Annotated in this window: 26 protein-coding genes; 10 read left to right on the top strand and 16 right to left on the bottom strand. The window is 67.5% G+C overall.

All coding sequences use genetic code 11. The annotated features are described in order from the left end of the window. Positions 1-81: 81 nt before the first annotated feature. On the bottom strand, positions 82-447 hold the full coding sequence (locus tag Q9R02_RS08255) for a twin-arginine translocase TatA/TatE family subunit (protein ID WP_305996189.1): 366 nt from the start codon (positions 445-447) through the stop codon (positions 82-84). 77 nt (positions 448-524) lie between these two features. Beyond that, positions 525-1,160 carry an RNA polymerase sigma factor SigE gene (sigE, locus tag Q9R02_RS08250; RefSeq protein WP_305996188.1) on the bottom strand — a complete coding sequence of 212 codons (636 nt, stop codon included), beginning with the start codon at positions 1,158-1,160 and terminating at the stop codon, positions 525-527. Positions 1,161-1,356: 196 nt separating this feature from the next. Between sigE and Q9R02_RS08245 the strand changes: the two genes are divergently transcribed. Next, positions 1,357-1,989, top strand: a complete 633-nt coding sequence (locus Q9R02_RS08245) for an O-methyltransferase (RefSeq protein ID WP_305996187.1) — start codon at positions 1,357-1,359, stop codon at positions 1,987-1,989. Positions 1,990-2,056: 67 nt separating this feature from the next. On the opposite strand, the gene Q9R02_RS08240 is transcribed toward Q9R02_RS08245, so the two are convergent. From Q9R02_RS08240 to Q9R02_RS08215, 6 genes are all read right to left on the bottom strand, one after another. Further along, a complete protein-coding gene (locus Q9R02_RS08240; protein ID WP_305996186.1) occupies positions 2,057-2,227 on the bottom strand; it encodes a DUF3117 domain-containing protein in 171 nt (56 codons plus the stop codon). 106 nt (positions 2,228-2,333) lie between these two features. Beyond that, positions 2,334-3,575 carry a putative hexosyltransferase gene (locus tag Q9R02_RS08235; protein WP_425279243.1) on the bottom strand — a complete coding sequence of 414 codons (1,242 nt, stop codon included), beginning with the start codon at positions 3,573-3,575 and terminating at the stop codon, positions 2,334-2,336. Then, positions 3,572-3,943, bottom strand: a complete 372-nt coding sequence (locus Q9R02_RS08230; protein WP_305996185.1) for a DivIVA domain-containing protein — start codon at positions 3,941-3,943, stop codon at positions 3,572-3,574. Before Q9R02_RS08230 ends, Q9R02_RS08235 begins: the two co-directional genes overlap by 4 nt. Then, positions 3,940-4,257, bottom strand: coding sequence for a transcriptional regulator (locus Q9R02_RS08225; RefSeq protein ID WP_305996184.1), 318 nt, complete (start codon positions 4,255-4,257; stop codon positions 3,940-3,942). Before Q9R02_RS08225 ends, Q9R02_RS08230 begins: the two co-directional genes overlap by 4 nt. A 2-nt stretch (positions 4,258-4,259) precedes the next feature. Further along, complete coding sequence (locus Q9R02_RS08220) at positions 4,260-4,697, bottom strand: hypothetical protein (RefSeq protein WP_305996183.1); 438 nt, start codon at positions 4,695-4,697, stop codon at positions 4,260-4,262. 54 nt (positions 4,698-4,751) lie between these two features. Then, a complete protein-coding gene (locus Q9R02_RS08215) occupies positions 4,752-5,528 on the bottom strand; it encodes an LOG family protein (protein ID WP_305996182.1) in 777 nt (258 codons plus the stop codon). Positions 5,529-5,645: 117 nt separating this feature from the next. Here Q9R02_RS08215 and Q9R02_RS08210 point away from each other — a divergent pair, with 117 nt between their 5' ends. From Q9R02_RS08210 to Q9R02_RS08195, 4 genes are all read left to right on the top strand, one after another. Further along, positions 5,646-6,401 (top strand): amino acid ABC transporter ATP-binding protein, encoded by a 756-nt coding sequence (locus Q9R02_RS08210; RefSeq protein ID WP_305996181.1) that lies wholly within the window; start codon positions 5,646-5,648, stop codon positions 6,399-6,401. Between the two features lie 98 nt (positions 6,402-6,499). After that, the gene (locus Q9R02_RS08205) at positions 6,500-7,414 is read left to right on the top strand and encodes a glutamate ABC transporter substrate-binding protein (protein WP_305996180.1); all 915 of its coding nucleotides are present in this window, start codon (positions 6,500-6,502) and stop codon (positions 7,412-7,414) included. A gap of 73 nt (positions 7,415-7,487) precedes the next feature. Then, positions 7,488-8,135, top strand: coding sequence for an amino acid ABC transporter permease (locus Q9R02_RS08200; RefSeq protein WP_305996179.1), 648 nt, complete (start codon positions 7,488-7,490; stop codon positions 8,133-8,135). Further along, complete coding sequence (locus tag Q9R02_RS08195) at positions 8,132-9,001, top strand: amino acid ABC transporter permease (protein WP_305996178.1); 870 nt, start codon at positions 8,132-8,134, stop codon at positions 8,999-9,001. Before Q9R02_RS08200 ends, Q9R02_RS08195 begins: the two co-directional genes overlap by 4 nt. 59 nt (positions 9,002-9,060) lie before the next feature. Here Q9R02_RS08195 and dapE read toward each other — a convergent pair whose 3' ends face one another. Continuing rightward, positions 9,061-10,170: a succinyl-diaminopimelate desuccinylase gene (dapE, locus tag Q9R02_RS08190; protein ID WP_305996177.1), complete on the bottom strand. Its 1,110-nt coding sequence runs from the start codon at positions 10,168-10,170 to the stop codon at positions 9,061-9,063. A gap of 69 nt (positions 10,171-10,239) precedes the next feature. Between dapE and dapD the strand changes: the two genes are divergently transcribed. Continuing rightward, positions 10,240-11,250, top strand: coding sequence for a 2,3,4,5-tetrahydropyridine-2,6-dicarboxylate N-succinyltransferase (gene dapD, locus Q9R02_RS08185; RefSeq protein ID WP_305996176.1), 1,011 nt, complete (start codon positions 10,240-10,242; stop codon positions 11,248-11,250). 91 nt (positions 11,251-11,341) lie between these two features. Next, the gene (locus Q9R02_RS08180) at positions 11,342-12,196 is read left to right on the top strand and encodes a hypothetical protein (protein ID WP_305996175.1); all 855 of its coding nucleotides are present in this window, start codon (positions 11,342-11,344) and stop codon (positions 12,194-12,196) included. Positions 12,197-12,205: 9 nt separating this feature from the next. Here the strand turns inward: Q9R02_RS08180 and Q9R02_RS08175 are convergent, their stop codons facing one another. Both Q9R02_RS08175 and Q9R02_RS08170 read right to left on the bottom strand, forming a co-directional pair. After that, positions 12,206-12,778 carry a hypothetical protein gene (locus Q9R02_RS08175; protein ID WP_305996174.1) on the bottom strand — a complete coding sequence of 191 codons (573 nt, stop codon included), beginning with the start codon at positions 12,776-12,778 and terminating at the stop codon, positions 12,206-12,208. A 143-nt stretch (positions 12,779-12,921) separates the two neighbouring features. Beyond that, positions 12,922-13,542, bottom strand: coding sequence for a TetR/AcrR family transcriptional regulator (locus Q9R02_RS08170; protein WP_305996173.1), 621 nt, complete (start codon positions 13,540-13,542; stop codon positions 12,922-12,924). Between the two features lie 55 nt (positions 13,543-13,597). On the opposite strand from Q9R02_RS08170, the gene galE reads away from it, so the two are divergent. Next, positions 13,598-14,611: a UDP-glucose 4-epimerase GalE gene (gene galE, locus Q9R02_RS08165; protein ID WP_305996172.1), complete on the top strand. Its 1,014-nt coding sequence runs from the start codon at positions 13,598-13,600 to the stop codon at positions 14,609-14,611. A gap of 108 nt (positions 14,612-14,719) precedes the next feature. Here the strand turns inward: galE and Q9R02_RS08160 are convergent, their stop codons facing one another. From Q9R02_RS08160 to fdxA, 3 genes are all read right to left on the bottom strand, one after another. After that, on the bottom strand, positions 14,720-16,003 hold the full coding sequence (locus Q9R02_RS08160; RefSeq protein ID WP_305996171.1) for a citrate synthase: 1,284 nt from the start codon (positions 16,001-16,003) through the stop codon (positions 14,720-14,722). A 219-nt stretch (positions 16,004-16,222) separates the two neighbouring features. After that, complete coding sequence (gene dapC / locus Q9R02_RS08155) at positions 16,223-17,365, bottom strand: succinyldiaminopimelate transaminase (RefSeq protein WP_305996170.1); 1,143 nt, start codon at positions 17,363-17,365, stop codon at positions 16,223-16,225. Positions 17,366-17,376: 11 nt separating this feature from the next. Further along, positions 17,377-17,700, bottom strand: coding sequence for a ferredoxin (fdxA, locus tag Q9R02_RS08150; protein WP_305996169.1), 324 nt, complete (start codon positions 17,698-17,700; stop codon positions 17,377-17,379). A gap of 117 nt (positions 17,701-17,817) precedes the next feature. Here fdxA and Q9R02_RS08145 point away from each other — a divergent pair, with 117 nt between their 5' ends. Then, positions 17,818-18,066: a putative acetyltransferase gene (locus Q9R02_RS08145; protein WP_305996168.1), complete on the top strand. Its 249-nt coding sequence runs from the start codon at positions 17,818-17,820 to the stop codon at positions 18,064-18,066. A gap of 49 nt (positions 18,067-18,115) precedes the next feature. Here the strand turns inward: Q9R02_RS08145 and typA are convergent, their stop codons facing one another. Further along, positions 18,116-20,023, bottom strand: coding sequence for a translational GTPase TypA (gene typA, locus Q9R02_RS08140; protein ID WP_305996167.1), 1,908 nt, complete (start codon positions 20,021-20,023; stop codon positions 18,116-18,118). A 248-nt stretch (positions 20,024-20,271) separates the two neighbouring features. Here typA and Q9R02_RS08135 point away from each other — a divergent pair, with 248 nt between their 5' ends. Further along, on the top strand, positions 20,272-21,024 hold the full coding sequence (locus Q9R02_RS08135; RefSeq protein ID WP_305996166.1) for an SGNH/GDSL hydrolase family protein: 753 nt from the start codon (positions 20,272-20,274) through the stop codon (positions 21,022-21,024). 78 nt (positions 21,025-21,102) lie between these two features. Here Q9R02_RS08135 and Q9R02_RS08130 read toward each other — a convergent pair whose 3' ends face one another. Beyond that, positions 21,103-22,815 (bottom strand): dipeptide ABC transporter ATP-binding protein, encoded by a 1,713-nt coding sequence (locus Q9R02_RS08130; RefSeq protein WP_305996165.1) that lies wholly within the window; start codon positions 22,813-22,815, stop codon positions 21,103-21,105. Positions 22,816-22,825: the final 10 nt, after the last annotated feature.

The raw sequence follows: 22,825 nt of genomic DNA, 5'->3' as shown, positions 1-22,825 counted from the left end.
CGGCCGCGGTACGACGTCGGCCCCGCACCTCAGGTGCGGGGCCGACGTCGTGACTGAAGGAGGGGACCGGAAGGGCCAGCCTCAGGTGGCTTCGGTGTCGAAGGGGGCCGCCTCGCCGGCGGCGAGGCGCTGCACGTCGCGGACCGGAGCGGCCACTGCGGGGACAACGGCCGGGACGGCCGAAGGGGTCTCCGGCTCCAGCAGCGCCTCTCTGATGATCCTGCGGGGATCGTACTGACGGGGATCGTACTTGCGCCAGTCGACCTCGTCGATGTCGATGCCGACTTCTTCCTTGATCTGCTCGCGGGCACCGGATGCCATCTTGCGGACACCGCGGACCAGGTTCATCAGACCCTGGGTGTATTCGGGCAGACGCTTGGGGCCGATCACCAGAACACCGATGACCAGCAGGATCAGGAATTCTGGTCCATTAATACCGAATAGCACGTTGGTAGATTACCCTCTCCGGGCCTCTCCCGGCGATCCGGGGCGCCGCTGGTGAACACCGGGGAAAGGCACGGTGATCAGTGGGCTCCGGCCACACGCGGAAGCTTGAGCGCAGGCTTGGAGCCACCCGCTCCGCGACGAGGGTCCCGGTCGGCCAGGGCGTTGCGGAGCAGCGCCCGTCCACGGTGGATCCTGGAGCGCACCGTCCCGAGCTTGATACCCAGCGAGGTGGCCACCTCATCGTAGGAGAATCCTTCGATATCGCAGAGGATGACCGCGGTCCGGAACTCCACGGGGAGCTTGTCCAGAGCCGACTGGATGTCCGCATCCAGATTGTTGAACTCGAAGCTGCGTTCCGGGCTGGTCTCATTGCCGGGGATGCGCTGGTCCGCATCCTCCGGAAGGCCGTCGAAGCGGATCCGCGCCTTGCGGCGGACCTGGTCCAGGAAGAGGTTGGTGGTGATGCGGTGCAGCCAGCCGTCCAAGGTGCCCGGTTTGAAGCGGTCCAGCGATTTGAAGGCGCGGACGAAGACCTCCTGGGTCAGATCCTCCGCATCGTGCCGGTTACCGGTCAGGCGGTACGCCAGCCTGTAGACCTTGGCCGAGTGATTGGTGACGACCTCTTCCCAGCTGGGACGCTTCCAGTCGTCAGGCGTGGCCCCCTCCGTGCCGGAACCGCTCCCGGCCGCAACGGTGTCGGGGGTCTTCGTCATGTCCAGCATGTCCTGTTCCCTTCCCGTGGTTCCCCATGGTGGCTGCGCTCGGGCCGACCGCACTGTGAACAGCGCGGGCGGGCGGTGATGACGCCGCTTCAGCCCTCTGCACTTCAGCGGCTATCATGTCAAGGTTCCCTGTGAGATTCATGGAGAACTGCTTCCCGTACACCCCATTCCGCAGAGGGCGAAATCCATGAGCACCGACAAGTCCGCCAGCTGGTCCTTCGCCGAAGGCCTGCCAGACGAGGACCCGGTACTGCTCCGGGCCCGGGAACGGGCTTTCGAACTCGGTGTGCCGTCGGTCTCCCCGGGCACCGGCATGGCGCTGTCCGTCCTCGCCGCCACCGCCAAGGCGCGAACCGCGGTGGAGATCGGTACCGGTGCCGGCGTGTCTGGCGTCTACCTGCTGCGTGGGCTCTCCCCTCAGGCCGTACTGACCTCGATCGACCACGATGTGGAACACCTCCGTGCGGCCCGGGTCGCTTTCGCCGAGGCCGGCGTTCCCGCCAACCGTACCCGCACCATCTCCGGGAAGGCCCAGGACGTGCTCCCGCGCCTGACCGACGGCGCCTACGATCTGGTCTTCGTCGACGCGGACAAGCCCAACGCCCCCCTCTACGCCCAGCAGGCGGTGAGGCTGCTCAAGCCCGGCGGAGTGCTCCTGCTCAACGACGCCCTGGACCGGGACCGCGTGGCCAATCCGGCCGGCCGCGAGCCCGTCACCGTGACCCTCCGCCAGCTGATCAAGCGGCTCCGCGAGGACGATTCCCTGCTCACCACCGTCTTCACGGTGGGCGACGGGCTGCTCGCCGCCGTCAAGCGGTGACAGGGAAGCTGACTTAAACGACGGACGGGGTGGCCGCTGCACAGCGGCCACCCCGTCGGCGTCGTGCTCAGTTCCCGGTCACGCCCTCAAGGCACTGCCGCAGTTCCGCGGCCTCGTCTGCATTGAGCTCCACCACGAGCCGGCCGCCGCCCTCCAGCGGGACCCGCATGATGAGACTGCGTCCTTCTTTGGTCACTTCCATGGGTCCGTCCCCGGTCCGGGGCTTCATGGCGGCCATAGGAGATTCTCCTTGCGTTCGTCGAGTGCGTCAGCACCCATTATCCCCCGAGTCGCAGGTCACAGGCCAATCGATGGAGCAATGCGGGTGCCCGCGCCGCCACGGGTCAGGGCGGATAGTCCCCTCCGCCGGGCAGCTGGGCCCACGCCCAGAGCCAGACGATCCACACGATCTGGAGCAGGGAGAACATGACCACCACGCTCCAGCGGTACGCCGTGGAGCGGGATACGAACGCCGTGGCGAGGCCCAGCGGGAAGAGCGGCAGAAGCATCCTGAACGTGCTGGTCTGCGGCTGGAGGAAGGCCAGGAGGTAGACCATGTAGCAGGCGCACCAGAGACGCAATTCCACCCCGATCCGGCGGACCGGGAAGGCTTTGAGGAGGACCCAGGCGAAGCCCGCCAGGAAGGCGGCCAGGGCGAAAGGCCCCAGCACGGGGCCCAGGGTCCCCACGGCCATGTCCCACCACGGCTTGAACGGCACCAGACCGCCGCCGCGCCAGACCGTCTCGGTCTTCGTGTACGCTTCCGGATCGCCGGTCCTGGCCCAGGCGAGCGCGGGCCAGGCGAGTGCCGCTGCGCAGGAGAGCACGGCCAGCGCGCCGTGCCACAGAAGCGAGGGCAGCTCCTCGGCGCCGGGGCGCCGTCGTTCCTTCAGCAGCGTCCAGAGCCGGTGTGCCCAGAGCAGGCCGACGACGGCGGCGAACGGGACACCGGTGGGGCGCGAGAGCGCCGCGAGGACCACGAAAGGCATGGCGGCCACATAGCGCCTGCGGACGAGGGCCAGCATCGCGGCGGCGAGGAACAGGAGATTGAGGGACTCGGCATAGGGCACCTGCAAGATGCCGGACACCGGGAAGGACGCCACGAAGACGGTGCCCCACAAGGCGGTGCGATGGGAGGCGAAATGCCGGAACAGGCGGAAGACCACGAGAGCTGCGAGGAGCCCGGCCACCATGGCGATGACGGTCATCGAGGCGATCACCGGGATTCCGAGCAGTCCGGACAGGCCCTTCCCCAGCACGGGGAGCACGGGGTAGAAGGCCCAGGTGCTCTCCTGGACGTTGCCCATGGCATCCACGGGGAGCACTGACGGATACCCGTGCTCGGCGGCGTTCAGGTACCAGCGGCCGTCCCAGATCGTGATGAAGTCCCAGTAGCCCGGGGCCTCCGGCATCCAGGGGTTGGGTCCCTGTTTGAAGGCCGCGCCGGTGAACACCAGGAAACTGAAGAAACGCGCCGCGGCGTAGGCCGGCGAGACCTGCAGCCACCAGGGCCACTGCGCCGGGCGAAGGAGGACGCCGGCCGGGCGGGGACCTGCTGTCAGCTCGTCCTGGCCGAGGGCGCTCACGGCCGCTCGTCCGCGGCGGGCGGCGGCACGACGCCGGACTGCTGCGTCTGCAGCCCGGCCAGTTCCGTACGGAGGCGGTTCAGTTCGCTCTGCTGCACGGCCAGCTGGTCGCGGAGGCGGTCCAGGACCTCGTCCACCTGGTCCATGCGGTAGCCGCGCAGTCCCAGGGAGAAGCGGAGCCGGTCCACATCCGCTGCTGTGGGGCGGTCCGGGAGCAGCACCGGAGGAAGGTTCGCCACCGGGTCCTCGAAGCCGTCGTCGGCGTTCAGGCCACCGCCCACGCGGACCATCCGGCGCAGGAACGGCGTGGCCAAGACAGCCGCGCCGCCCAGGACCAGTACGGCCAGGAACACCAGGAGGAAACTCATGCCTCCATGGTGCCAGAGCCGGGCTTGGGCCGGGCCCTCATGACCAGCTCCTGGAGAGCCTCCAGATGGCCCGACAGCGCCCGCCGGCCCCCTGCGGTCAAGGACGCCCAGGTCCTGGGCCGGCCTCCGAGGCCCACCGGCTTGCGCAACGCCACATACCCCGCTTCCGAGAGCACCTTCAGATGCTTCGAGAGCACCGAGTCCGCCACGGTCAGTTCGTCCCGGAGAAGGGAGAACTCGAGTTCCTTCACGGAGGCCAGCATGACGCAGATCTGCAGCCGGACCGGTGCGTGAATGGTCTCATTGAACTCCACGCTCAGCGGCCCGCACGCAGCAGGGCCGCGCGGCTGCGCTCATAGAGGCGCATCACCAGGACTCCGAGGACCGCGAGCAGCGCGGCAAGGACCCATCCGCTCCACTCCGGCAGCTGCCCGAAGCGCACCAGAAGCCCTCCCAGATACCCCAGAAGCAACAGAGGAACCAGCCCGGCCAGCGGCCAGAGATCGGACGGCCGGAACCGCTCCCTGAACCGCTTCCTCCTGTCCGAGGCGACGAACGCCGAGGACGCCGCGATGAGACCGCCGGACAGCGCGGCCAGGGCCGGCGGGAACCAGGCGGTGCTCACCACGCTCAAGACCATCCAGCACGCCAGGATCCCGTAGTACCAGCCCGGCGCTCGCACTCGCGACGCCACCGAGGAACGGGCGGAGTCCACGTCGGTCAGAGCGTCCGCGGCGGAATAGTCACTTTCCATAGTGGAAAGTTATGCCGCGGGCAGACTCCGGTCAAGAGCCACACACGGAGGCGGCTACTCCGGGCGCTGGTCCGAGTCCGCGAGGCGGACGCCGTGAAGCACCCGGCATACCGCGTCCTCCGGATCGTCCACCAGCTGGATGAGGTTCAGGTCCTGAGGGGACACCATCCCGTCCTTGACCAGCGTCTCCCGGATCCAGTCGATCATCGGGCTCCAGAACTCCACCCCGACCAGGACGATCGGGAAGGACGTCACCTTGTGGGTCTGGACCAGGACCATGGCCTCGAAGAGTTCGTCCAGGGTGCCGAGACCGCCCGGCAGCACCACGAAACCCTGGGCGTATTTGACGAACATGGTCTTCCGGGCGAAGAAGTACCGGAAGTTGATCCCCAGATCCACCCACTCGTTCATCCCCTGCTCGAACGGCAGCTCGATCCCCAGCCCGACCGAGACCCCTCCGCCTTCCACGGCACCCCTGTTGGCCGCCTCCATGGAACCGGGACCGCCGCCCGTGATGACTGCGACGCCGCTCTGCGCGAGCCGGCGCCCGATCTCCACGCCCAGTTCATAGAAGGGTGTCCCGGGTTTGGTCCGGGCCGAGCCGAACACGCTGATGGCCGGCCCGAGGTCCGCGAGTGCCCCGAAGCCCTCCACGAACTCGCTCTGGATCCTCATCACGCGCCAGGGGTCCGAGTGGACGAAGGCGCTGGGCGTCCCGCTGTCCAGCAGACGCTGGTCGGCCATCTGGATGCCGGCCTGGCCTCGGCGGAGTTCCACCGAGCCGCGGCGCCGGGGCTCATTGTCACGGGGGGACGTGAAGTGCGTGCTCATGGTGAAGAGCCTAGACCCGCGAAGCAGAAGTTTGCCCAGTTCAGGGAGGATCACAATCGGGACGAGATTGCTCCGCACGGTTCACTTTCGGCAAATCTTGTGACTAAGGTCATAAACATGACCGCACATGAGGAAGGGGAGACCCTCGTCTCCCTCACGGGCGTAAACAAGCACTACGGCTCCTTGCATGTACTGCAGGACATCAACCTCCAGGTCAAGCGCGGCGAAGTGGTGGTGGTCATCGGACCATCCGGCTCCGGCAAGTCGACCCTGTGCCGCACCATCAACCGTCTGGAGACCATCGACGAAGGCACCATCACCATCGACGGCAAGGAACTCCCCGCCGAAGGCCGGCAGCTGGCACAGCTGCGCGCCGATGTGGGGATGGTGTTCCAGTCCTTCAATCTGTTCGCACACAAATCCATCCTGGACAACGTCACCCTCGGCCCCATCAAGGTCAACAAGCAGGACAAGGCCGGGGCGGAGAAGGACGCCATGGCACTCCTTGAACGCGTGGGCGTGGGGAAGCAGGCTCCCAAACTTCCGGCCCAGCTCTCCGGAGGTCAGCAGCAGCGTGTGGCCATCGCCAGGGCGCTCGCCATGAAGCCGAAGGTGATGCTCTTCGACGAGCCCACCAGCGCGCTGGACCCGGAGATGATCAACGAGGTCCTGGACGTCATGGTTCAGCTCGCCAAGGACGGCATGACCATGATCGTGGTCACCCACGAGATGGGCTTCGCCCGTAAGGCCGCGGACCGTGTGGTGTTCATGGCGGACGGGCAGATCGTCGAGGATGCCGAGCCGGAGGAGTTCTTCACCAATCCCAAGAGCTCGCGCGCCAAGGACTTCCTGTCCAAGCTGCTGTCCCACTGACGTCCCGGGTTCACCACCGACACTCAGAACCCATGAGGCGGACCCCCTGGTTCGCCCCACATCCCCGGCCCCGGCCGGACACGGAAAGGGAAACAACCATGAAGGCATTCTTCACGCGCCGGAAGGCGGTCTACGGCGCCGCCGCGGCGGCGCTCGCCCTGACGCTCTCCGCCTGCGGCGGAAGTGGCGGCAGCAGCCCGAGCGGCAGCGCGGGCGGCGGCGACACGAGCGCCCCGTTCACGGTGGCCACGAACGTCTCGCTCAGCGGCAGCCCCACCTTCGACAAGATCAAGTCCAATGGCAAGATCCGCATCGGCGTCAAGCAGGACCAGCCCGGACTCGGCTTCAAGGACGCGGCCACGGGCGAGTACACCGGCTTCGACATCCAGATCGCGGAGTGGATCGCCGCCTCGCTCGGCTACGACAAGAGCAAGATCGACTTCAAGCCGATTCCCTCGGCCAACCGCGAATCCGCCCTGCAGAACGGTGACATCGACTACTACGTCGGCACCTACTCCATCACGGACAAGCGCAAGAAGCTGGTGGACTTCGCCGGACCGTACTTCATCACGGGCCAGGGCCTCCTGGTAAAGAAGGACAACACCACCATCACCAGTGAGAAGGACCTCTCCGGCAAGAAGGTCTGCTCCGCCACGGGCTCCACCCCCATCCAGAACATCAAGGAGAACTTCAAGAGCGCCACCCCGGTGGAGTTCGACACGTACTCCCAGTGCGTCGACTCGCTCAAGAGCGGCTCGGTGGACGCGGTCACCACGGACCAGGCCATCCTCCTCGGCTACGCCTCACAGGACCCGGACAATCTGAAGGTGGTCGGCCAGCCGTTCACCACGGAGAAGTACGGCGTGGGCCTGGCCAAAGGTGACGCCGCCCTGCGCCACTTCATCAACAAGATGTTCACGGACGGCAAGAGCACCTGGGAGAAGATCTACGACGGCACCCTCGGCTCCAGCGGCACCAAGGTGATCCAGCCCGCCGTCGACGACTACCAGTAACCACATCACGGTGGCGCGGGAGCCCCTCCCGCGCCACCGCCTATGACACTGCGAGCGAAAGCGGTCTGACATCGTGAGTACCCTGCTCGATAATCTCGATCTCTTCACCGAAGGCTTCAAGAACACGATCATCCTGTTCTTCTTCTCGGCGATCTTCGCCGTGATCATCGGCATGATCGTCGGCGCCATGCGCGTCTCCCCCATCCCTGCCGCGCGAGCCGTGGGGACCGTCTACGTCAACCTGGTGCGCAACACCCCGCTGACCCTCATCCTGTTCTTCTTCGCCCTGGGCTACCCGAAGCTCGGTCTGCCGCAGATCTCCTTCATGGTGGCGGCCATCGTGGGGCTCAGCCTCTACACGGCCACGTACATCGCGGAGACCATCCGGTCCGGTATCAACACCGTCCCGGTGGGGCAGGCGGAGGCAGCGCGGGCCATCGGTCTTGACTTCGGGCAGACGCTGAGCCTGGTGGTGCTCCCCCAGGCGCTCCGGGCCGTCATCCCTCCCCTGTTCAGCGTCCTGATCGCGTTGCTCAAGAACACCACGGTAGCCGCGGGCTTCTCCGTGATGGAAGCCGGCGCCATCCGGGCCAATCTCTCCGAGCGCGGCGAGCCGGCCATGACGGGCCTGCTGTGGGTGGCGCTGGGCTTCATCCTCCTGGTGGCCCTGCTGTCACTCCTGCAGCGGTACTTTGAGACGAAGTGGAAGGTGGCACGATGACCTCGGTCCTGTTCGACGCGCCCGGGCCCAAGGCGAAGGCCCGCAACCTGCTGGGCGGGATCATCACCCTTGTGGTGGTGCTGGCGATCGTGGCGTTCATCATCATCCGCTTCGCGGACACCGGTCAGTTCACCGCCGCCAAGTGGAAGATCTTCACCTTCCCCCTGGTCCAGGGGACCATCGTCGAGGCCACCGGCGCCACACTGTCCGCCTTCGCCGTCGCGGCGGTGTTCAGCGTCCTGTTCGGCGCGATCCTGGCCGTGGGCAAGCTGTCCGATCGCCGCTGGGTGTCGGTGCCGTGCTTCTGGATCGTGGAACTGTTCCGTGCGGTCCCGCTGCTGATCCTCATGATGATGATCTACTACGGCCTGCCCACCTTCGGCATCGCTCTCCCGCCCTATGCGGCGGTGGTCGGCGGTCTGGTTCTTTACAACGGCTCGGTCCTCGCGGAGGCGTTCCGTGCCGGCATCGAGTCGCTGCCGAAGGGGCAGAAGGAAGCCGGCATGGCGATCGGTCTGCGCAAGAGCCAAGTCATGAATCTGATCCTGTTTCCCCAGGCGTTCCGTGCCATGCTCCCCTTGGTCCTGGCCCAGATGGTGGTCATTCTGAAGGACACCGCGCTGGGCTTCATCGTGACCTACAACGAAATCCTGTTCCAGGCCAAGTACTTCGGTTCCCAGGGTCAGTACGGTTCGCCGATCATCCCGGCCGCCATGGTGGCCGCGGCGCTGTACGTGGGCATGTGCCTGATCCTCTCCGGCATCGCCAAGCTCGTCGAGATCCGGCTGCGGAAGGGCGGCAAGGGCAAGGTCATCGAGGCCAATCCGGCGCCGGGTTCGGCCCTCGAAGGCGAGGCCGGCGCCTGATCACCCGCCTACGCAAGGAGGCCGTGACCCACCGGGTCACGGCCTCCTTCGCGTCCTGCTCAGGCGATCGGCGAGAGCCACGCCGTGAGCGCGGCCAGGCAGGCCCGCACCGCGTCGGCGTCGACCCGCTCGTCGTCCTTGTGGGCCAGAAGCGCGTCGCCCGGGCCGAAGTTCACGGCCGGGACCCCCAGTTCGGAGAAGCGCGCGACGTCGGTCCAGCCGTACTTGGGCTTCGGCTCGCCGCCCACGGCGGCCACGAAGCTCGCGGCGGCCGGGTGGGTCAGCCCCGGCCGGGCGCCGGAGGCCGCATCCGTGCGGACCACCTCGAAGCCGTCCATGAGCTCCCTGACGTGGCGTTCGGCGTCGTCCGGCGTCTTGTCCGGGGCGAAGCGGTAGTTGATCTCCACCACGCAGCGGTCCGGGATGACATTGCCCGCGGTCCCGCCGTTGATCAGGACGGCGTTGAGGCTCTCGCGGTAGTCCAGGCCGTCCACGGAGACGGTCTTCGGCTGGTAGGCGGCCAGCCGGGCCAGGACGGGCGCCACGGCGTGAATGGCGTTCTCCCCCATCCACGCGCGGGCCGAATGGGCGGCCACGCCGTGTGTGGTCACCTCGAACCGGCTGGTCCCATTGCAGCCACCCTCCACCACGCCGTTGGTCGGCTCGAGCAGGATGGCGAATTCGCCCTCCAGCAGGGCGGGATGGTTGCGCACCAGGCGGCCGAGCCCGCTCTTGGTGGCCTCGACCTCTTCGTGGTCGTAGAAGACGAAGGTGACGTCCCTCGCTGGGGTCAGCTCACCGCGGCCGATGGCCGCAGCCAGCGCCAGCTGCACGGCGACGCCGCCCTTCATATCGACGGCGCCGCGGCCGTGGAGGACGCCTTCGCCGGGCGCGCCGTCCCAGCTGCTGGGGACGGTGCCGCGGGAGCCCTCGGTGGTGGGCAGGGGAACCGTGTCCAGGTGCCCGGCGAGGATGACCCGCTCGCCGTGGCCCGCCGTCGTGCGCGCGACGATCGAGTCGCCGTCGCGCGTGATCTCGAAGCCGTCGAGCTCCCGCAGTGCGGCCTCCACGGCATCGGCGATGGGGGTTTCAGCGTCGGAGACGCTGTTGATGTCGATGAGGGCCGCGGTGAGCAGCGAGACGTCCTGGTGCAGGTCGAGAGCGGTCATTTCCTCACTTTACCGAACGTGGCGGCCGTTACTTTTGAGGCGTCCCTGCGCGGCGTTTAAACTGCAGGCATGACTTCCGCAGCCCCTGAGAACGCTTCCGCCCTGCCCCGGACCGCCCACGGTTTCGGCATCGCCACCATCGCCGTCCGCGGCGAGGAGGCCACCGTCCTGGACGTCTGGTTCCCGGCCCCCGCACTCGGTGAAGCCGCCGAGTCCCTCCGAGCCGTGGAGAACGCCCCCCAGGAGCTCATCGACGCCGCGGCCGCCGGCGACGACGCCGACCGTGGTGTCCAGCAGCAGGTGGTGTTCGCCCAGATCGACCTGGACGCCCCTATCGCCGACACCGCCGACGCCTACCTGCGCCTGCACCTGCTCTCCCACCGCCTGGTGGAGCCCAACAGCATCAGCCTCGACGGTCTGTTCGGCAAGCTCGCCAACGTCGTCTGGACCAACTTCGGCCCGGCCCTGCCGGAAGGCTTCGAGACGGTCCGCGCCAAGCTGCGCAAGCGCGGCAATGTCACCGTGTACGGCGTGGACAAGTTCCCCCGCATGGTGGATTACGTGGTCCCCGCCGGCGTGCGCATCGCGGACGCCGACCGTGTCCGCCTGGGCGCCCACCTGGCCGAGGGCACCACCGTCATGCACGAGGGCTTCGTGAACTTCAACGCAGGCACCCTGGGCGTCTCCATGGTGGAGGGCCGCATCTCGGCCGGTGTGGTGGCGGGCAACGGCACCGACGTCGGCGGCGGCGCCTCCATCATGGGCACGCTGTCCGGCGGCGGCAAGGAGCGCGTCGAACTCGGTGAGCGCGTCCTCCTGGGCGCCAACTCGGGCGTGGGCATCAGCATCGGTGACGACTCCGTCGTCGAGGCCGGCCTGTATGTGACCGCGGGAACCCGCGTGCGCCTGCACGGCCCCAAGGACGCCGACGGCGAAGAGGTCCAGCAGATCGTCAAGGCCGTGGAGCTCTCCGGAGTGCCGAACCTGCTGTTCCGCCGTAACTCCAGCACCGGCGAGGTGGAGGTCCTCCCGCGCAAGGGCCAGACCGTGGAGCTGAACGCGGCCCTGCACGCCAACTGACGCACGGGGGACGCTGCGCTCCCCAGTACCATGGAAGGGCGGGGATTCTCCCCGCCCTTTCGCGTCCCTGTCCCCCACCGGAAGCCTCCACGTGTCACGACGTCGCCACATCCGGCGCTGGATCACCCTGACCCTCCTCGCCGCGCTGGCCGTGGGCGGCGTCTGGGTCGCCGTTCAGCTGACCCGCTCAGTCCGCGCCGACGGCCCGGATCTCTGCACCGCCGATGTCTCGGGGCAGCAGTTCCACCTCACCCCCGAGCAGGCGAAGTATGCGTCCCTGATCGCAGCCGTCGGAGTCACCAAGGGTCTGCCCCCGCGGGCGACGTCCATCGCCATCGCCACCGCAATGCAGGAGACCCAGCTGCGGAACCTGAACTACGGCGACTCGGCCGGCCCGGATTCCCGCGGGCTCTTCCAGCAGCGCCCGTCCCAGGGCTGGGGGACGGAAGCGGAGATCATGGACCCGTACTACTCAGCCTCGACGTTCTACGCCGCCCTGGTGAAGGTCCCCGAATACCAGTCGCTGCCGCTCACGGTGGCCGCGCAGAAGGTCCAGCGTTCGGCGTTCCCGGAGGCCTACGCCGATCAGGAGAGCGAAGGGCGGGCGTTCGCCTCGAGCCTGACCGGACAGTCCCCGGCGTCCTTCAGCTGCAGCCTGGCCCCCGCGACGGGCGCGGGCGATCCCGCAGCCGTCCGCAAGGAACTGACCACAGCCTTCCCCTCGCTCGCTCCGGAGATCTCCGGGCGGGAGGTCCACGTGAAGGCCACGGACTCCCTCGGCTGGGCCGTGGCCCAGTGGGCCGTGGCGAACGCCAAGGGCTTCGGAATCGACCGGGTGGACTACAGCTCCCAGACGTGGCTGCGGGAGAACCGTGACGGCTGGCGCACCACCCAGGCGCCGGCGCGGGAGATCGTCATCACGCTGGCCTCCGGGCCCGGAGCGTAGACAGGGCGGTCAGATCAGCAGTTCGAGGATGGGCTCCAGGTAGTTGCGCAGAGCCGCCGGATGGCTCACCAGCTGATGGCTCACCAGGACCAGATCCGGCTCCCTGAACCAGGCCCGCGGCTCGGCGAGCGGCAGGATCACCATGCTCAGCGTGAAGGACCTCGCCCGGCGGCGCAGGGTCGCCTCGCGGTCGCGGATGATGCTCTCCACCACCGTCTCCACCGCTCCGGAGTTCCGGGCCTGCTGCTGGGTGTGCTCTCTGACTCTGTCCTCGGCCCAGCTGAACGCCGCGCCGCGGTGGGCGCTCGCCACCCGGTAGAGGGCCGGCGATCCGACGAACTCGGCAGTCTCCGGCAGCGAGGGGGCCTGGGAGTGCTCGGCGTGGGTCTTGAGCAGATGCTCCCACCAGGCTTCCCATTCGATCCGCAGGGCATCATGGCCGCCCACCTCGGAGATCAGCTGGTGGTGATCGCTGCCGTGAACGCGCGGCTCAACGGGAGCCAGCGTGGGCAACCCGGCACCGAGCATCTCCGCGGAGTCTCTTAGATACAGCGCCACGAGCATGGGAAAAGACGTCCCCACGCTCAAGGTCCACGGTCCGGGCCGTTGCGGTTCCCGGGGCCCTTCTCCGGACGATTCAGCTGTACTCATACGGACCTCCTGGGCACGCCGTTCTCTCGGCAGTCGCCCATATACGTCCAGTTTAGATCCCGCCCGGCACGGTGTTAATGAGTCGCCGGGAGGAGATCACGGAGGTGGTTCACCAGCACCGCACGGCATGTGGCGGCGTCGAGCCACCGGCTGTGCACCAGGGCGTGCAGCGAGAGACCGTCCAGCAAGGAGAGAAGCCGCTCCGCCTCCACCACCAGATCGTCCAGTTCGCCTTCGGGGCGAAGCAGCTGGATCAGGTGCCCGACGACGGCGGCCGTCGCCCGGTAGCCGCGCTCGGCTTCGGTCTGGAGATCGGGATTGCCGCGGGAGGCCAGGCGGAACTCGATCCGCGCGCTGCACTCCGCCGCGGCGTCGCCGTCCAGGGGAAGGAACTGGGACAGGAGCAACACGGAGGACTCCAGAAGCTCCTCCGTGTCCCCGGCGTCGGAGGCGGCGTCGAGGGCGGGCAGACGTTCCTGCAGCCGGTCCTCCAAGCGCTCATTCGCCGTCGCGAAGGCATGCCGCAGGAGTTCTGCGCTGTCGGAAAAATAGTGCCGGACCGACCCGACCACCAGACCCGCCTCCGCCGCCACCTCGCGGAGTGACACCCGGGCCAGGCCATCCGTGACGATGATGCGGAACACCGCATCGGCGACATCGGCTCGGCGGGCTGCTGCATTCACGACTTTCGGCACCCGATCTTTGTAGCACGGTCGAGCTGAAATAATCCACTGCGATACCGTTGGACGCATGACGATCTTGGTTACCGGCGGTGCCGGCTACATCGGCTCGCACACCGTTCTGGCACTCCTGGAGGCCGGGCATGACGTGGTGGTGATGGACAACCTGTCCAATGCCAGCGAGGAGTCCCTGCGCCGCGTGGCGGAACTGACGGGCAGGACCGTGCCGTTCCACCGTGTGGACCTCACCGACCCCGAGGGCCTGGACCGCCTGTTCAGCAGCCACAGCTTCGACTCCGTGATCCATTTCGCCGGGCTGAAGGCCGTGGGCGAGTCCGCGGAGATCCCGCTCGAGTACTACTACCGCAACGTCGCCGGGACCATCAATCTGCTCCGCGCCATGGATGCCCATGGCGTGCGGAGCATCGTGTTCAGCTCCTCCGCCACGGTCTATGGGGACAACCACCACGCGCCGTTCGTCGAGAAGATGGAGATGGGCGCCAACAATCCGTACGGCCGCACCAAGGAACAGATCGAGGACATCCTCACAGACCTGGGTGCCTCGGACGAGCGCTGGTCCATCGCGCTCCTGCGCTACTTCAACCCGGTGGGCGCCCACGAGTCCGGCCGGATCGGCGAGGATCCCTCCGGCATCCCGAACAACCTGATGCCGTTCATCGCCCAGGTGGCCGTGGGCCGCCGCGAGAAGCTCATGATCTTCGGCAATGACTACCCCACCGTGGATGGCACCGGCATCCGCGACTACATCCACGTCGTCGACCTGGCAGCCGGGCACGTCGCGGCGCTGAACTACCTGACCGCGCACGGCGGCGTGCACCGCTGGAACCTGGGCGCAGGCACCGGCTCGAGCGTCCTGCAGGTCCTGAACGCGTTCTCCCGTGCCGTGGGCCGCGAGCTGCCGTACGAATTCGCCCCGCGCCGCCCGGGCGACATCGCCGAAAGCTACGCCGACGCCTCGGCCGCCCTGGCCGATCTCGGCTGGTCCACCACCAAGACACTGGACCAGATGTGTGAGGATCACTGGCGCTGGCAGAAGAACAACCCGAACGGCTACGCCGACTGAGCAACGCGGGGTCAGATGTCGCCGACCCCGCGTTCCTGCCTGTACGACGACGGGCCCTCACCTTCCAGCTGGAAGGTGAGGGCCCGTCGTCGTACAGGAGACCCGCGATCAGATCGCCGGGTAGTTGCGCTCCGGGTACCCGGTGTAGAGCTGACGCGGGCGGCCGATCTTGGTGGCCGGGTCCGTGATCATCTCACGCCACTGGGCGATCCAGCCGGGGAGGCGGCCGATGGCGAAGAGGACGGTGAACATCTTCTCCGGGAAGCCCATGGCCTTGTAGATCAGGCCCGTGTAGAAGTCCACGTTCGGGTACAGCTTGCGCTGGATGAAGTAGTCGTCCGCCAGGGCCTTCTCCTCCAGGCGCATGGCGATGTCCAGGAGCTCGTCGGTGCCGCCGAGCTTGCCCAGGACCTCGTGGGCGGTGGCCTTGATGATCTTGGCACGCGGGTCGTAGTTCTTGTAGACCCGGTGACCGAAGCCCATGAGGCGGACGCCGTCCTCCTTGTTCTTGACCTTCTCCATGTAGTCCTCCGGCTTGATGCCGTCGGCCTGGATCTGGCGGAGCATCTTCAGTACGGCCTCGTTGGCGCCGCCGTGGGCAGGGCCGAAGAGGGCGTTGATGCCAGCGGAGACGGAGGCGAAGAGGTTCGCGTTGGCGGAACCGACCAGGCGCACCGTGGAGGTGGAACAGTTCTGCTCGTGGTCCGCGTGCAGGATGAGGAGCAGATCCAGGGCCTTGACGATGGTCGGGTCCATCTCGTACTGCTCCACGGGCAGACCGAAGGACAGGCGCAGGAAGTTCTCCACCAGGTTCATGGAGTTGTCCGGGTACAGCATGGGCTGGCCGATGGACTTCTTGTGGGCGTAGGCCGCGATGACCGGGACCTTGGCCAGAAGGCGGATGGTGGACAGCTCCACCTGCTCCTGGTTGAAGGGGTCCAGGGAGTCCTGATAGAAGGTGGACAGCGCGGAGACGGCGGAGGAGAGGACCGGCATGGGGTGCGCGTCACGCGGGAAGCCGCCGAAGAAGCCCTTGAGGTCTTCGTGCAGCATGGTGTGACGGCGGATCTTCTGGTCGAACTCCTCCAGCTCCGTGGGGGTCGGGAGTTCGCCGTAGATCAGGAGGTAGGAGACCTCCAGGAAGCTCGAGTGCTGAGCCAGCTGCTCGATCGGGTAACCCCGGTAGCGCAGGATGCCGGTGTCGCCGTCGATGTAGGTGATCGCGGAGGCGGTGGCGGCCGTGTTCATGAAGCCCGGGTCGTAGGTGACGGCGCCGGTGGCCTTCAGGAGCTTGGAGACGTCGTAGCCGTCGTTCCCCTCCACCGCGGGGATGCGGGGAAGCTCCAGCTCGCCGTTGTCGTGGCGGAGCGTAGCGCTCTTGTGCTCGGTCATGGAGTCTCCTTCGTGGGGCGTCACCCCGGTAGAACTCAAAGGCGGCGACTTCGGGGGAGACGGGTTGGCCGCTCCCAACAAAGTCCGGGCGGATTTCCCGTAGGAAGTCGCCTGATGCTCAGTAACAAACTACAACCATCGGCAAGCGCCGCCCTAATCGGCGGCTTTCTCAAAGGTCGCGTTGCGATTCATCCCGGAGGCCTGTAATAGACCTCCGGTTCAAGCAGAAAGGCGCCGCACCGCGGCGTCGACCCTTTCGTCCGACGCCGTGAGGGCGATCCGCACGAACCCTTCGCCGCGGGTGCCGTAGAAGGTGCCGGGACCACAGACGATGCCGCGCTCGGCCAGACGTCCCACGGTGACCCAGGTGTCCTCGCCCGCGGTGCACCAGAGATACAGGCCCGCCTCGGAGTGGCGGATGTCCAGCCCGAATGCACGCAGGGCCGGGAGCAGGCGCTCACGGCGCGAGCGGTACAGGTCCTTCTGCGCCTGGACGTGCCCGTCCTCCCCCAGCGCCAGGCGGAGAGCGGACTGGATGGGAGCCGGGACGATCATTCCGGCATGCTTGCGGCTGTTGACCTGGTTGGCGATCAGGACCGGGTCGCCCGCGGCGAACGACGCGCGGTAGCCGGCCAGATTGGACTGCTTGCTCAGCGAATACACGGCCAGCAGCCCGGCCACGTCACCGCCGCTGACGCGCGGATCAAGCACACTGGGCACGGCCTCGCCGCCGCGCTGCGCGTCCCAGGCGTCCCAGCCGAGCTCGGCGTAGCACTCGTCGGAGGCGACCACGGCGCCCTGGGCCCGGGCCTGGTCCACCACCTTCTTCAGGCTCTCCGCGGAGCGCACCTCACCCGTGGGATTGCCGGGCGAATTGAGCCACACCAGCCGGACCTTGGCGCGGGTCGCCGGGTCCAGCTCGTCCAGATCGTCCACGGCCACCGGGGTGGCACCCACCAGCTGCGCGCCGATGTCATAGGTGGGGTAGGCGACGCTGGGACGGACCACGACGTCGCCCGGCTTCAGGCCGAGGAAGAACGGCAGCCAGGCCACCATCTCCTTGGAGCCCACCGTGGGCAGAACGGCGTCCGGGTTCAGTCCCGGGACGGCGCGACGGCGGGCGAACCAGTCCACGACGGCCTCCCGCAGCGCGGGCGTCCCGTGAACGGTCGGGTAACCATGGGCGTCAGCTGCCGCGGCCAGCCCTTCCTGGATGAAGGCGGGCGTGGGGTCCACGGGGGTGCCGATGGACAGGTCCACCACCCCGTCCGGGTGCTGTGCCGCCTGGGCGCGGTACGGCGCCAGGGACTCCCAGGGGTATTCGGGCAGGCTCAGGCCGAAATCGTCCGAAGGAAAAGCCATGTCGCGGAGGCTCAGTCCTGGTTCTGCGGCGGCAGGGCGGCCACGAACGGGTGGTCCGTGCCGGTGTTCCCGACCTTGGCGGCGCCGCCCGGGGAACCGAGCTCCACGAAGAACTCGACGTTGGCCTTGTAGTACTCGCTCCACTCGTCGGGGACGTCATCCTCGTAGTAGATGGCCTCGACGGGGCATACCGGCTCACAGGCGCCGCAGTCCACGCACTCATCGGGGTGGATGTAGAGGGAACGCTCGCCTTCGTAGATACAGTCGACCGGGCATTCCTCGATGCAGGCCTTGTCCTTCACATCAACGCAAGGCTGTGCGATTACGTACGTCACGTTCCGTTTCCCTTCAGCTACGGTGCCCGTGTCCCTCGGGCGTTCATCCGCTGCTCCCACTGTATTACCCCTGGCACCACTTCACCGAAGCGCATGACGCCCGCCTACCATGGTGGCGTGTCATCATCCTCGTTGCGGGGCGTCCCGCTCCTGCTCAGCGCTCCTTTGGGCACCCGCGTGGTGGCGCGTTTCAGGCTCGACGACGGCTCGCTCAGCGACGCTCTCGGCGAGCTCAGCGCGCGGGAGGAGGGCGCCGTCGTCGTTCTGGGACGCCGTGGTGAGATCCGCGTGCCGCTGGACCGCGTGACGGCCGCCAAGCCGGTGCCCCCTCCCCCGCCGCGGAGGGCCCCGAAGACCCCCTCTTAAACGGCAGAACCGCCGCGGCACGGATGCCACGGCGGTTCTGTGACCGGCGTCAGGCGCGGGCGCGGGCCCGGTTGGCCTTCAGGCGCTCGTTGTTGTCCAGGATGACCTTGCGGATGCGGATGGCCTCCGGGGTCACCTCGACGCACTCGTCCTCGCGGGCGAACTCCAGGGACTCTTCCAGGGTCAGGGTCCGCGGCGGGGTCAGGCCCTCGAAGTTGTCCGCGCTGGCGGAGCGCATGTTGGTGAGCTTCTTCTCCTTGGTGATGTTGACGTCCATGTCGTCAGCACGGGAGTTCTCACCCACGATCATGCCCTCGTAGACCTCGGAGGTCGGCTGGATGAAGAAGCTGCCGCGCTCCTGAAGGTTGATCATGGCGAACGGGGTCGCCACACCGGCGCGGTCCGCAACCATGGAACCGTTGAGGCGGTACTCGATGGGGCCGGCCCACGGCTCGTAGCCCTCGGAGATGGAGGAGGCGATGCCGGCGCCGCGGGTGTCCGTGAGGAACTTGGTGCGGAAGCCGATCAGGCCACGGGCGGGGACGATGAACTCCATGCGGACCCAGCCGGTGCCGTGGTTGGCCATGTTGGTCATCCGGCCCTTGCGGGCGGCCAGGAGCTGCGTGACCGCACCGAGGAACTCCTCCGGCACGTCGATGGTCATGTGCTCCATGGGCTCATTGACCTTGCCGTCGATGGTCTTGGTGACCACCTGCGGCTTGCCCACGGTGAGCTCGAAGCCTTCACGGCGCATCTGCTCCACGAGGATGGCCAGGGCGAGCTCTCCACGGCCCTGAACCTCCCAGGCGTCGGGACGCTCGGTCGGGAGAACGCGGAGCGAGACGTTGCCGATGAGCTCCTTGTCCAGCCGGTCCTTGACCTGACGGGCCGTGACCTTGGCGCCCTTGACCTTGCCGGCCAGCGGGGAGGTGTTGATACCGATGGTCATGGAGATGGCCGGGTCGTCCACCTGGATGAGCGGCAGCGGCTGCGGGTTCTCCACGTCGGTCAGGGTCTCACCGATGGTGATGTCCTCGATACCGGCGACGGCGACGATCTCACCGGGGCCGGCGGACTCGGCCGGCACGCGCTCCAGGGCCTTGGTGGCCAGGAGTTCGGTGATCTTGACGGTCTTCAGAGTGCCGTCCTGGCGGGCCCAGGCGACCTGCTGGCCCTTGCGCAGGGTGCCGTTGTAGATACGGAGCAGTGCCAGACGGCCCAGGAACGGGGAGGCGTCCAGGTTGGTCACGTGGGCCTGGAGGACGCCCTCCGGGTTGTACGTGGGAGCCGGGATGTGCTCGATGATGGTCTTGAAGAGCGGCTCCAGGTCCTCGTTGTCCGGAGCGGTGCCGTCGGCCGGCTGCTCGGTGGAGGCGCGGCCGACCTTGGCGGCCGCGTAGACCACGGGGACCTCGAGGACCTTGTCCAGGTCCAGGTCCGGAACCTCGTCGGCCAGGTCGGAGGCGAGACCGAGCAGCAGGTCCATGGACTCGTGCACGACCTCTTCGATGCGAGCGTCCGGGCGATCGGTCTTGTTGACCAGGAGCACCACGGGCTTGTGCGCGGCGAGGGCCTTGCGCAGCACGAAGCGGGTCTGCGGGAGCGGGCCCTCGGAAGCGTCCACGAGCAGCACGACGCCGTCCACCATGGACAGGCCGCGCTCCACCTCGCCGCCGAAGTCGGCGTGACCCGGGGTGTCGATGACGTTGATGGTGATGGTCTCGCCGTTGGACGACGGGCCGTTGTAGGCCACGGTCGTGTTCTTGGCCAGAATGGTGATGCCCTTTTCCCGTTCGAGGTCGCCGGAGTCCATCACGCGGTCCTCGACCTCGCCGTGTGCGGCGAAGGAGTTCGTCTGGCGGAGCATGGCGTCCACCAGAGTGGTCTTGCCATGGTCAACGTGGGCGACGATCGCGACATTGCGCAGATCGGTGCGCGAGGCAGTGTTTTCGGACATGCGTTATTCGACTCGTTTCGACGTTCGACAGGACTTGGTTCCGCACCCGCGGGCCGTGGGGCGCACAGCGGGCACGCTGGGGAAAAGGCCACAGCCCTCCTCGACAATTCTACCGGCTCGGCAAGCCTGCGGCGCACAACCGCGGACGGCCCCTTTTACGGCACGACCGTGATGGAAAAGTGACTAGGTAAATAACCACTGCAGCCCCACACTGGTGGGAGGATTTCCGTCATCCGTCGAAGGACCCCATGAACCGCCTGCCCCGCCGCACCCTGCTGTCCGCGGCAATGCTCACCCTCATCGCCGCCGGTGTGGCGTTCTCCCACGACCCCACTCCCGAAAGCCGCCCTAGCGTCCAGGCCGCCACGAGTGGCGGCGCCGCCCGCCCGGCCTCCGCCGAAGGATCGGTGACCGGCAAAGGCACGGCCCTTCTGATCGGTGATTCCCAGTCAGGCGGCGCAGCAGGTGTCGGCCCTGCGGACACCTGGCCCCAGCGAGGCCTGGCCACCCTGGGCTACAAGGTGACCTGGGTCGGAGCCGGCGGGACCGGATACGTCGCCGCCCGCGGAGGAGACCACCCGGCGGACAATTACCTCCGTTCATTCCAGAAGCAGGCGTGGAAGCTCCCCTCGGTCGCCCCGGAACTGGTGGTGGTGGAGGGCGGCGGCAATGACGCGGGCCAGCATCGTCCCCTGGACCAGGTGCAGCGGAACGCCCATCTGCTGATCCAGCTCCTCAAGCAGCGCTACCCCGCCTCGCGGATCCTCGTGGTGGGCGTCCTCTCCAAGTCCGCGGCCGAGGGCGGCGAAGCCCGGCTGGCTGTGGACTCCGCCGCCGCTCAGGCCGCACGGGACCTTCACGTCCCCTTCGTTGACCCGGGCGGCTGGGTGACCCGCTACGGTCTGGAGAGCCGGATGGCCGACGGCGTGCACCTGAAGGCGAGCGGCCACAGCTTCCTCACCCCGGTCTTCGCGGACGCAGTGCGCACCGCACTGCGCTGAGCGCCTTGGCCCCATCACTGACGACGACGGCGCCCTACCTATGGTGGGGCGCCGTCGTCAGTTCAGCAGCCGTGGAGGTCAGGCGACCTCGGGCGGCAGCAGCAGCCGGGCACCGGGGATGGCGTCCAGCAGCTTACGGGTGTACTCCTGCTGCGGGTTCTCGAACACGTCGTCCGTGGTCCCGGTCTCCACCAGGCGGCCCTTCTCCATGACGCACACCTCATCGGCGATCTGGCGCACCACGGCCAGATCGTGGGTGATGAAGAGGTACGTCAGACCCAGGTCCGACTGGAGGTTGGCCAGCAGGTTCAGCACCTGGTCCTGCACCAGCACGTCCAGTGCGGACACGGCCTCGTCGCAGATGATGACCTCGGGGTCCAGAGCCAGGGCACGGGCGATGGCCACACGCTGACGCTGACCGCCCGAGAGCTCGTTCGGGTAGCGGGTCATGGTGGACTGCGGGAGGGAGACGTGGTCCAGGAGCTCCCGGACCTTCTTCTCCCGGCTGGCCCTGTCGCCGACCTTGTGAGTCCGCAACGGCTCCTCGATGGTCCGGTAGATGTTGTACATCGGGTCGAGTGAACCGTACGGGTCCTGGAAGATCGGCTGCACACGGCGGCGGAACTTGAAGAGTTCCCGCGAGTTCAGCTTGGAGGTGTCGACTCCGTCGAAGATGATCTTTCCGCTGGTGGGATCCAGGAGATTCAGGACCATCTGAGCCACCGTGGACTTGCCCGAGCCGGACTCGCCCACGATCGCCGTGGTGGTGCCGCGCTTGACCGTGAAGCTCACGTCGTCCACCGCGGTGAAGTCGGTGGAGCGGCCCAGACCGGAACGCAGCTTGAAGATCTTCTTCAGGTTCTCGATCCGCAGGACCTCGTCCGGCTTGCCCTTCTCATGCACCACTTCGGTGCTGGCCAGCAGATCGGTGGCTTCGACACCGGCTTCCTTGGCCACTTGGATGCGGCGGGAGGACAGCGACGGCGCGGCGGCGACCAGGCGCTTGGTGTACGGGTGCTGCGGGTTGTTCAACAGCTCCAGGGACGGGCCGGACTCGACCACCTGTCCCTTGTACATGACCACCACCTTCTGGGCGCGCTCGGCGGCGAGACCCAGATCGTGGGTGATGAGCAGCACGGCGGTGCCGAGCTCGGTGGTCATCCGGTCCAGGTGGTCCAGGATCTGGCGCTGGACGGTCACATCCAGCGCCGAGGTCGGCTCGTCGGCGATGAGCAGGCGCGGCTGGCAAGACAGGCCGATGGCGATGAGCGCGCGCTGGCGCATGCCGCCGGAGAACTCGTGCGGGAACTGCTTGGCGCGCCGTTCCGCGTCCGGCAGACCGGCCTGGGAGAGGACCTTGGCCACGTCCTTGGGTCCGCTCGGCAGGCCGTTGGCCTTGAGCGTCTCCTTGACCTGGAAACCGATCTTCCACACGGGGTTCAGGTTGGACATGGGGTCCTGGGGAACCATGCCGATGGAGTTACCGCGCAGTTCGATCATGCGCTTCTCACTCACATGAGTGATGTCCTCGCCGTCGAAGATGATCTGGCCGGCGGACACGCGGCCGTTCCCGGCCAGCAGACCGATCGCGGCCAGCGCGGAGGTGGACTTGCCCGAGCCGGACTCGCCCACGATCGCCACGGTCTCGCCCGGCATCACCGTGAAATTGGCGTTCCGGACGGCGTCGACCTCGCCATGGCCGGTCGTGAACGTGATGGCGAGATCCTTGATCTCCAGCAGGGGACGCTTCGAGTCCATTCCCGCCTCGCGGATTCTGATGTTGTCAGTCATGGGAGTTCCT

Origin of the sequence: Arthrobacter horti (assembly GCF_030731045.1) — a bacterium.
Lineage (GTDB): Bacteria > Actinomycetota > Actinomycetes > Actinomycetales > Micrococcaceae > Arthrobacter_E > Arthrobacter_E nanjingensis.
This window is presented reverse-complemented; position numbering and strand designations above follow the sequence as displayed.

What these genes read in the sequence shown, in the direction of transcription:
- sigE (WP_305996188.1), bottom strand. Translation starts at nt 1,160, where the DNA reads ATGACGAAGACCCCCGACACCGTTGCGGCCGGGAGCGGTTCCGGCACG.
- Q9R02_RS08245 (WP_305996187.1), top strand. Translation starts at nt 1,357, where the DNA reads ATGAGCACCGACAAGTCCGCCAGCTGGTCCTTCGCCGAAGGCCTGCCA.
- Q9R02_RS08240 (WP_305996186.1), bottom strand. Translation starts at nt 2,227, where the DNA reads ATGGCCGCCATGAAGCCCCGGACCGGGGACGGACCCATGGAAGTGACC.
- Q9R02_RS08230 (WP_305996185.1), bottom strand. Translation starts at nt 3,943, where the DNA reads ATGAGTTTCCTCCTGGTGTTCCTGGCCGTACTGGTCCTGGGCGGCGCG.
- Q9R02_RS08220 (WP_305996183.1), bottom strand. Translation starts at nt 4,697, where the DNA reads ATGGAAAGTGACTATTCCGCCGCGGACGCTCTGACCGACGTGGACTCC.
- Q9R02_RS08215 (WP_305996182.1), bottom strand. Translation starts at nt 5,528, where the DNA reads ATGAGCACGCACTTCACGTCCCCCCGTGACAATGAGCCCCGGCGCCGC.
- Q9R02_RS08210 (WP_305996181.1), top strand. Translation starts at nt 5,646, where the DNA reads ATGACCGCACATGAGGAAGGGGAGACCCTCGTCTCCCTCACGGGCGTA.
- Q9R02_RS08205 (WP_305996180.1), top strand. Translation starts at nt 6,500, where the DNA reads ATGAAGGCATTCTTCACGCGCCGGAAGGCGGTCTACGGCGCCGCCGCG.
- Q9R02_RS08195 (WP_305996178.1), top strand. Translation starts at nt 8,132, where the DNA reads ATGACCTCGGTCCTGTTCGACGCGCCCGGGCCCAAGGCGAAGGCCCGC.
- dapE (WP_305996177.1), bottom strand. Translation starts at nt 10,170, where the DNA reads ATGACCGCTCTCGACCTGCACCAGGACGTCTCGCTGCTCACCGCGGCC.
- dapD (WP_305996176.1), top strand. Translation starts at nt 10,240, where the DNA reads ATGACTTCCGCAGCCCCTGAGAACGCTTCCGCCCTGCCCCGGACCGCC.
- galE (WP_305996172.1), top strand. Translation starts at nt 13,598, where the DNA reads ATGACGATCTTGGTTACCGGCGGTGCCGGCTACATCGGCTCGCACACC.
- Q9R02_RS08160 (WP_305996171.1), bottom strand. Translation starts at nt 16,003, where the DNA reads ATGACCGAGCACAAGAGCGCTACGCTCCGCCACGACAACGGCGAGCTG.
- dapC (WP_305996170.1), bottom strand. Translation starts at nt 17,365, where the DNA reads ATGGCTTTTCCTTCGGACGATTTCGGCCTGAGCCTGCCCGAATACCCC.
- typA (WP_305996167.1), bottom strand. Translation starts at nt 20,023, where the DNA reads ATGTCCGAAAACACTGCCTCGCGCACCGATCTGCGCAATGTCGCGATC.
- Q9R02_RS08135 (WP_305996166.1), top strand. Translation starts at nt 20,272, where the DNA reads ATGAACCGCCTGCCCCGCCGCACCCTGCTGTCCGCGGCAATGCTCACC.
- Q9R02_RS08130 (WP_305996165.1), bottom strand. Translation starts at nt 22,815, where the DNA reads ATGACTGACAACATCAGAATCCGCGAGGCGGGAATGGACTCGAAGCGT.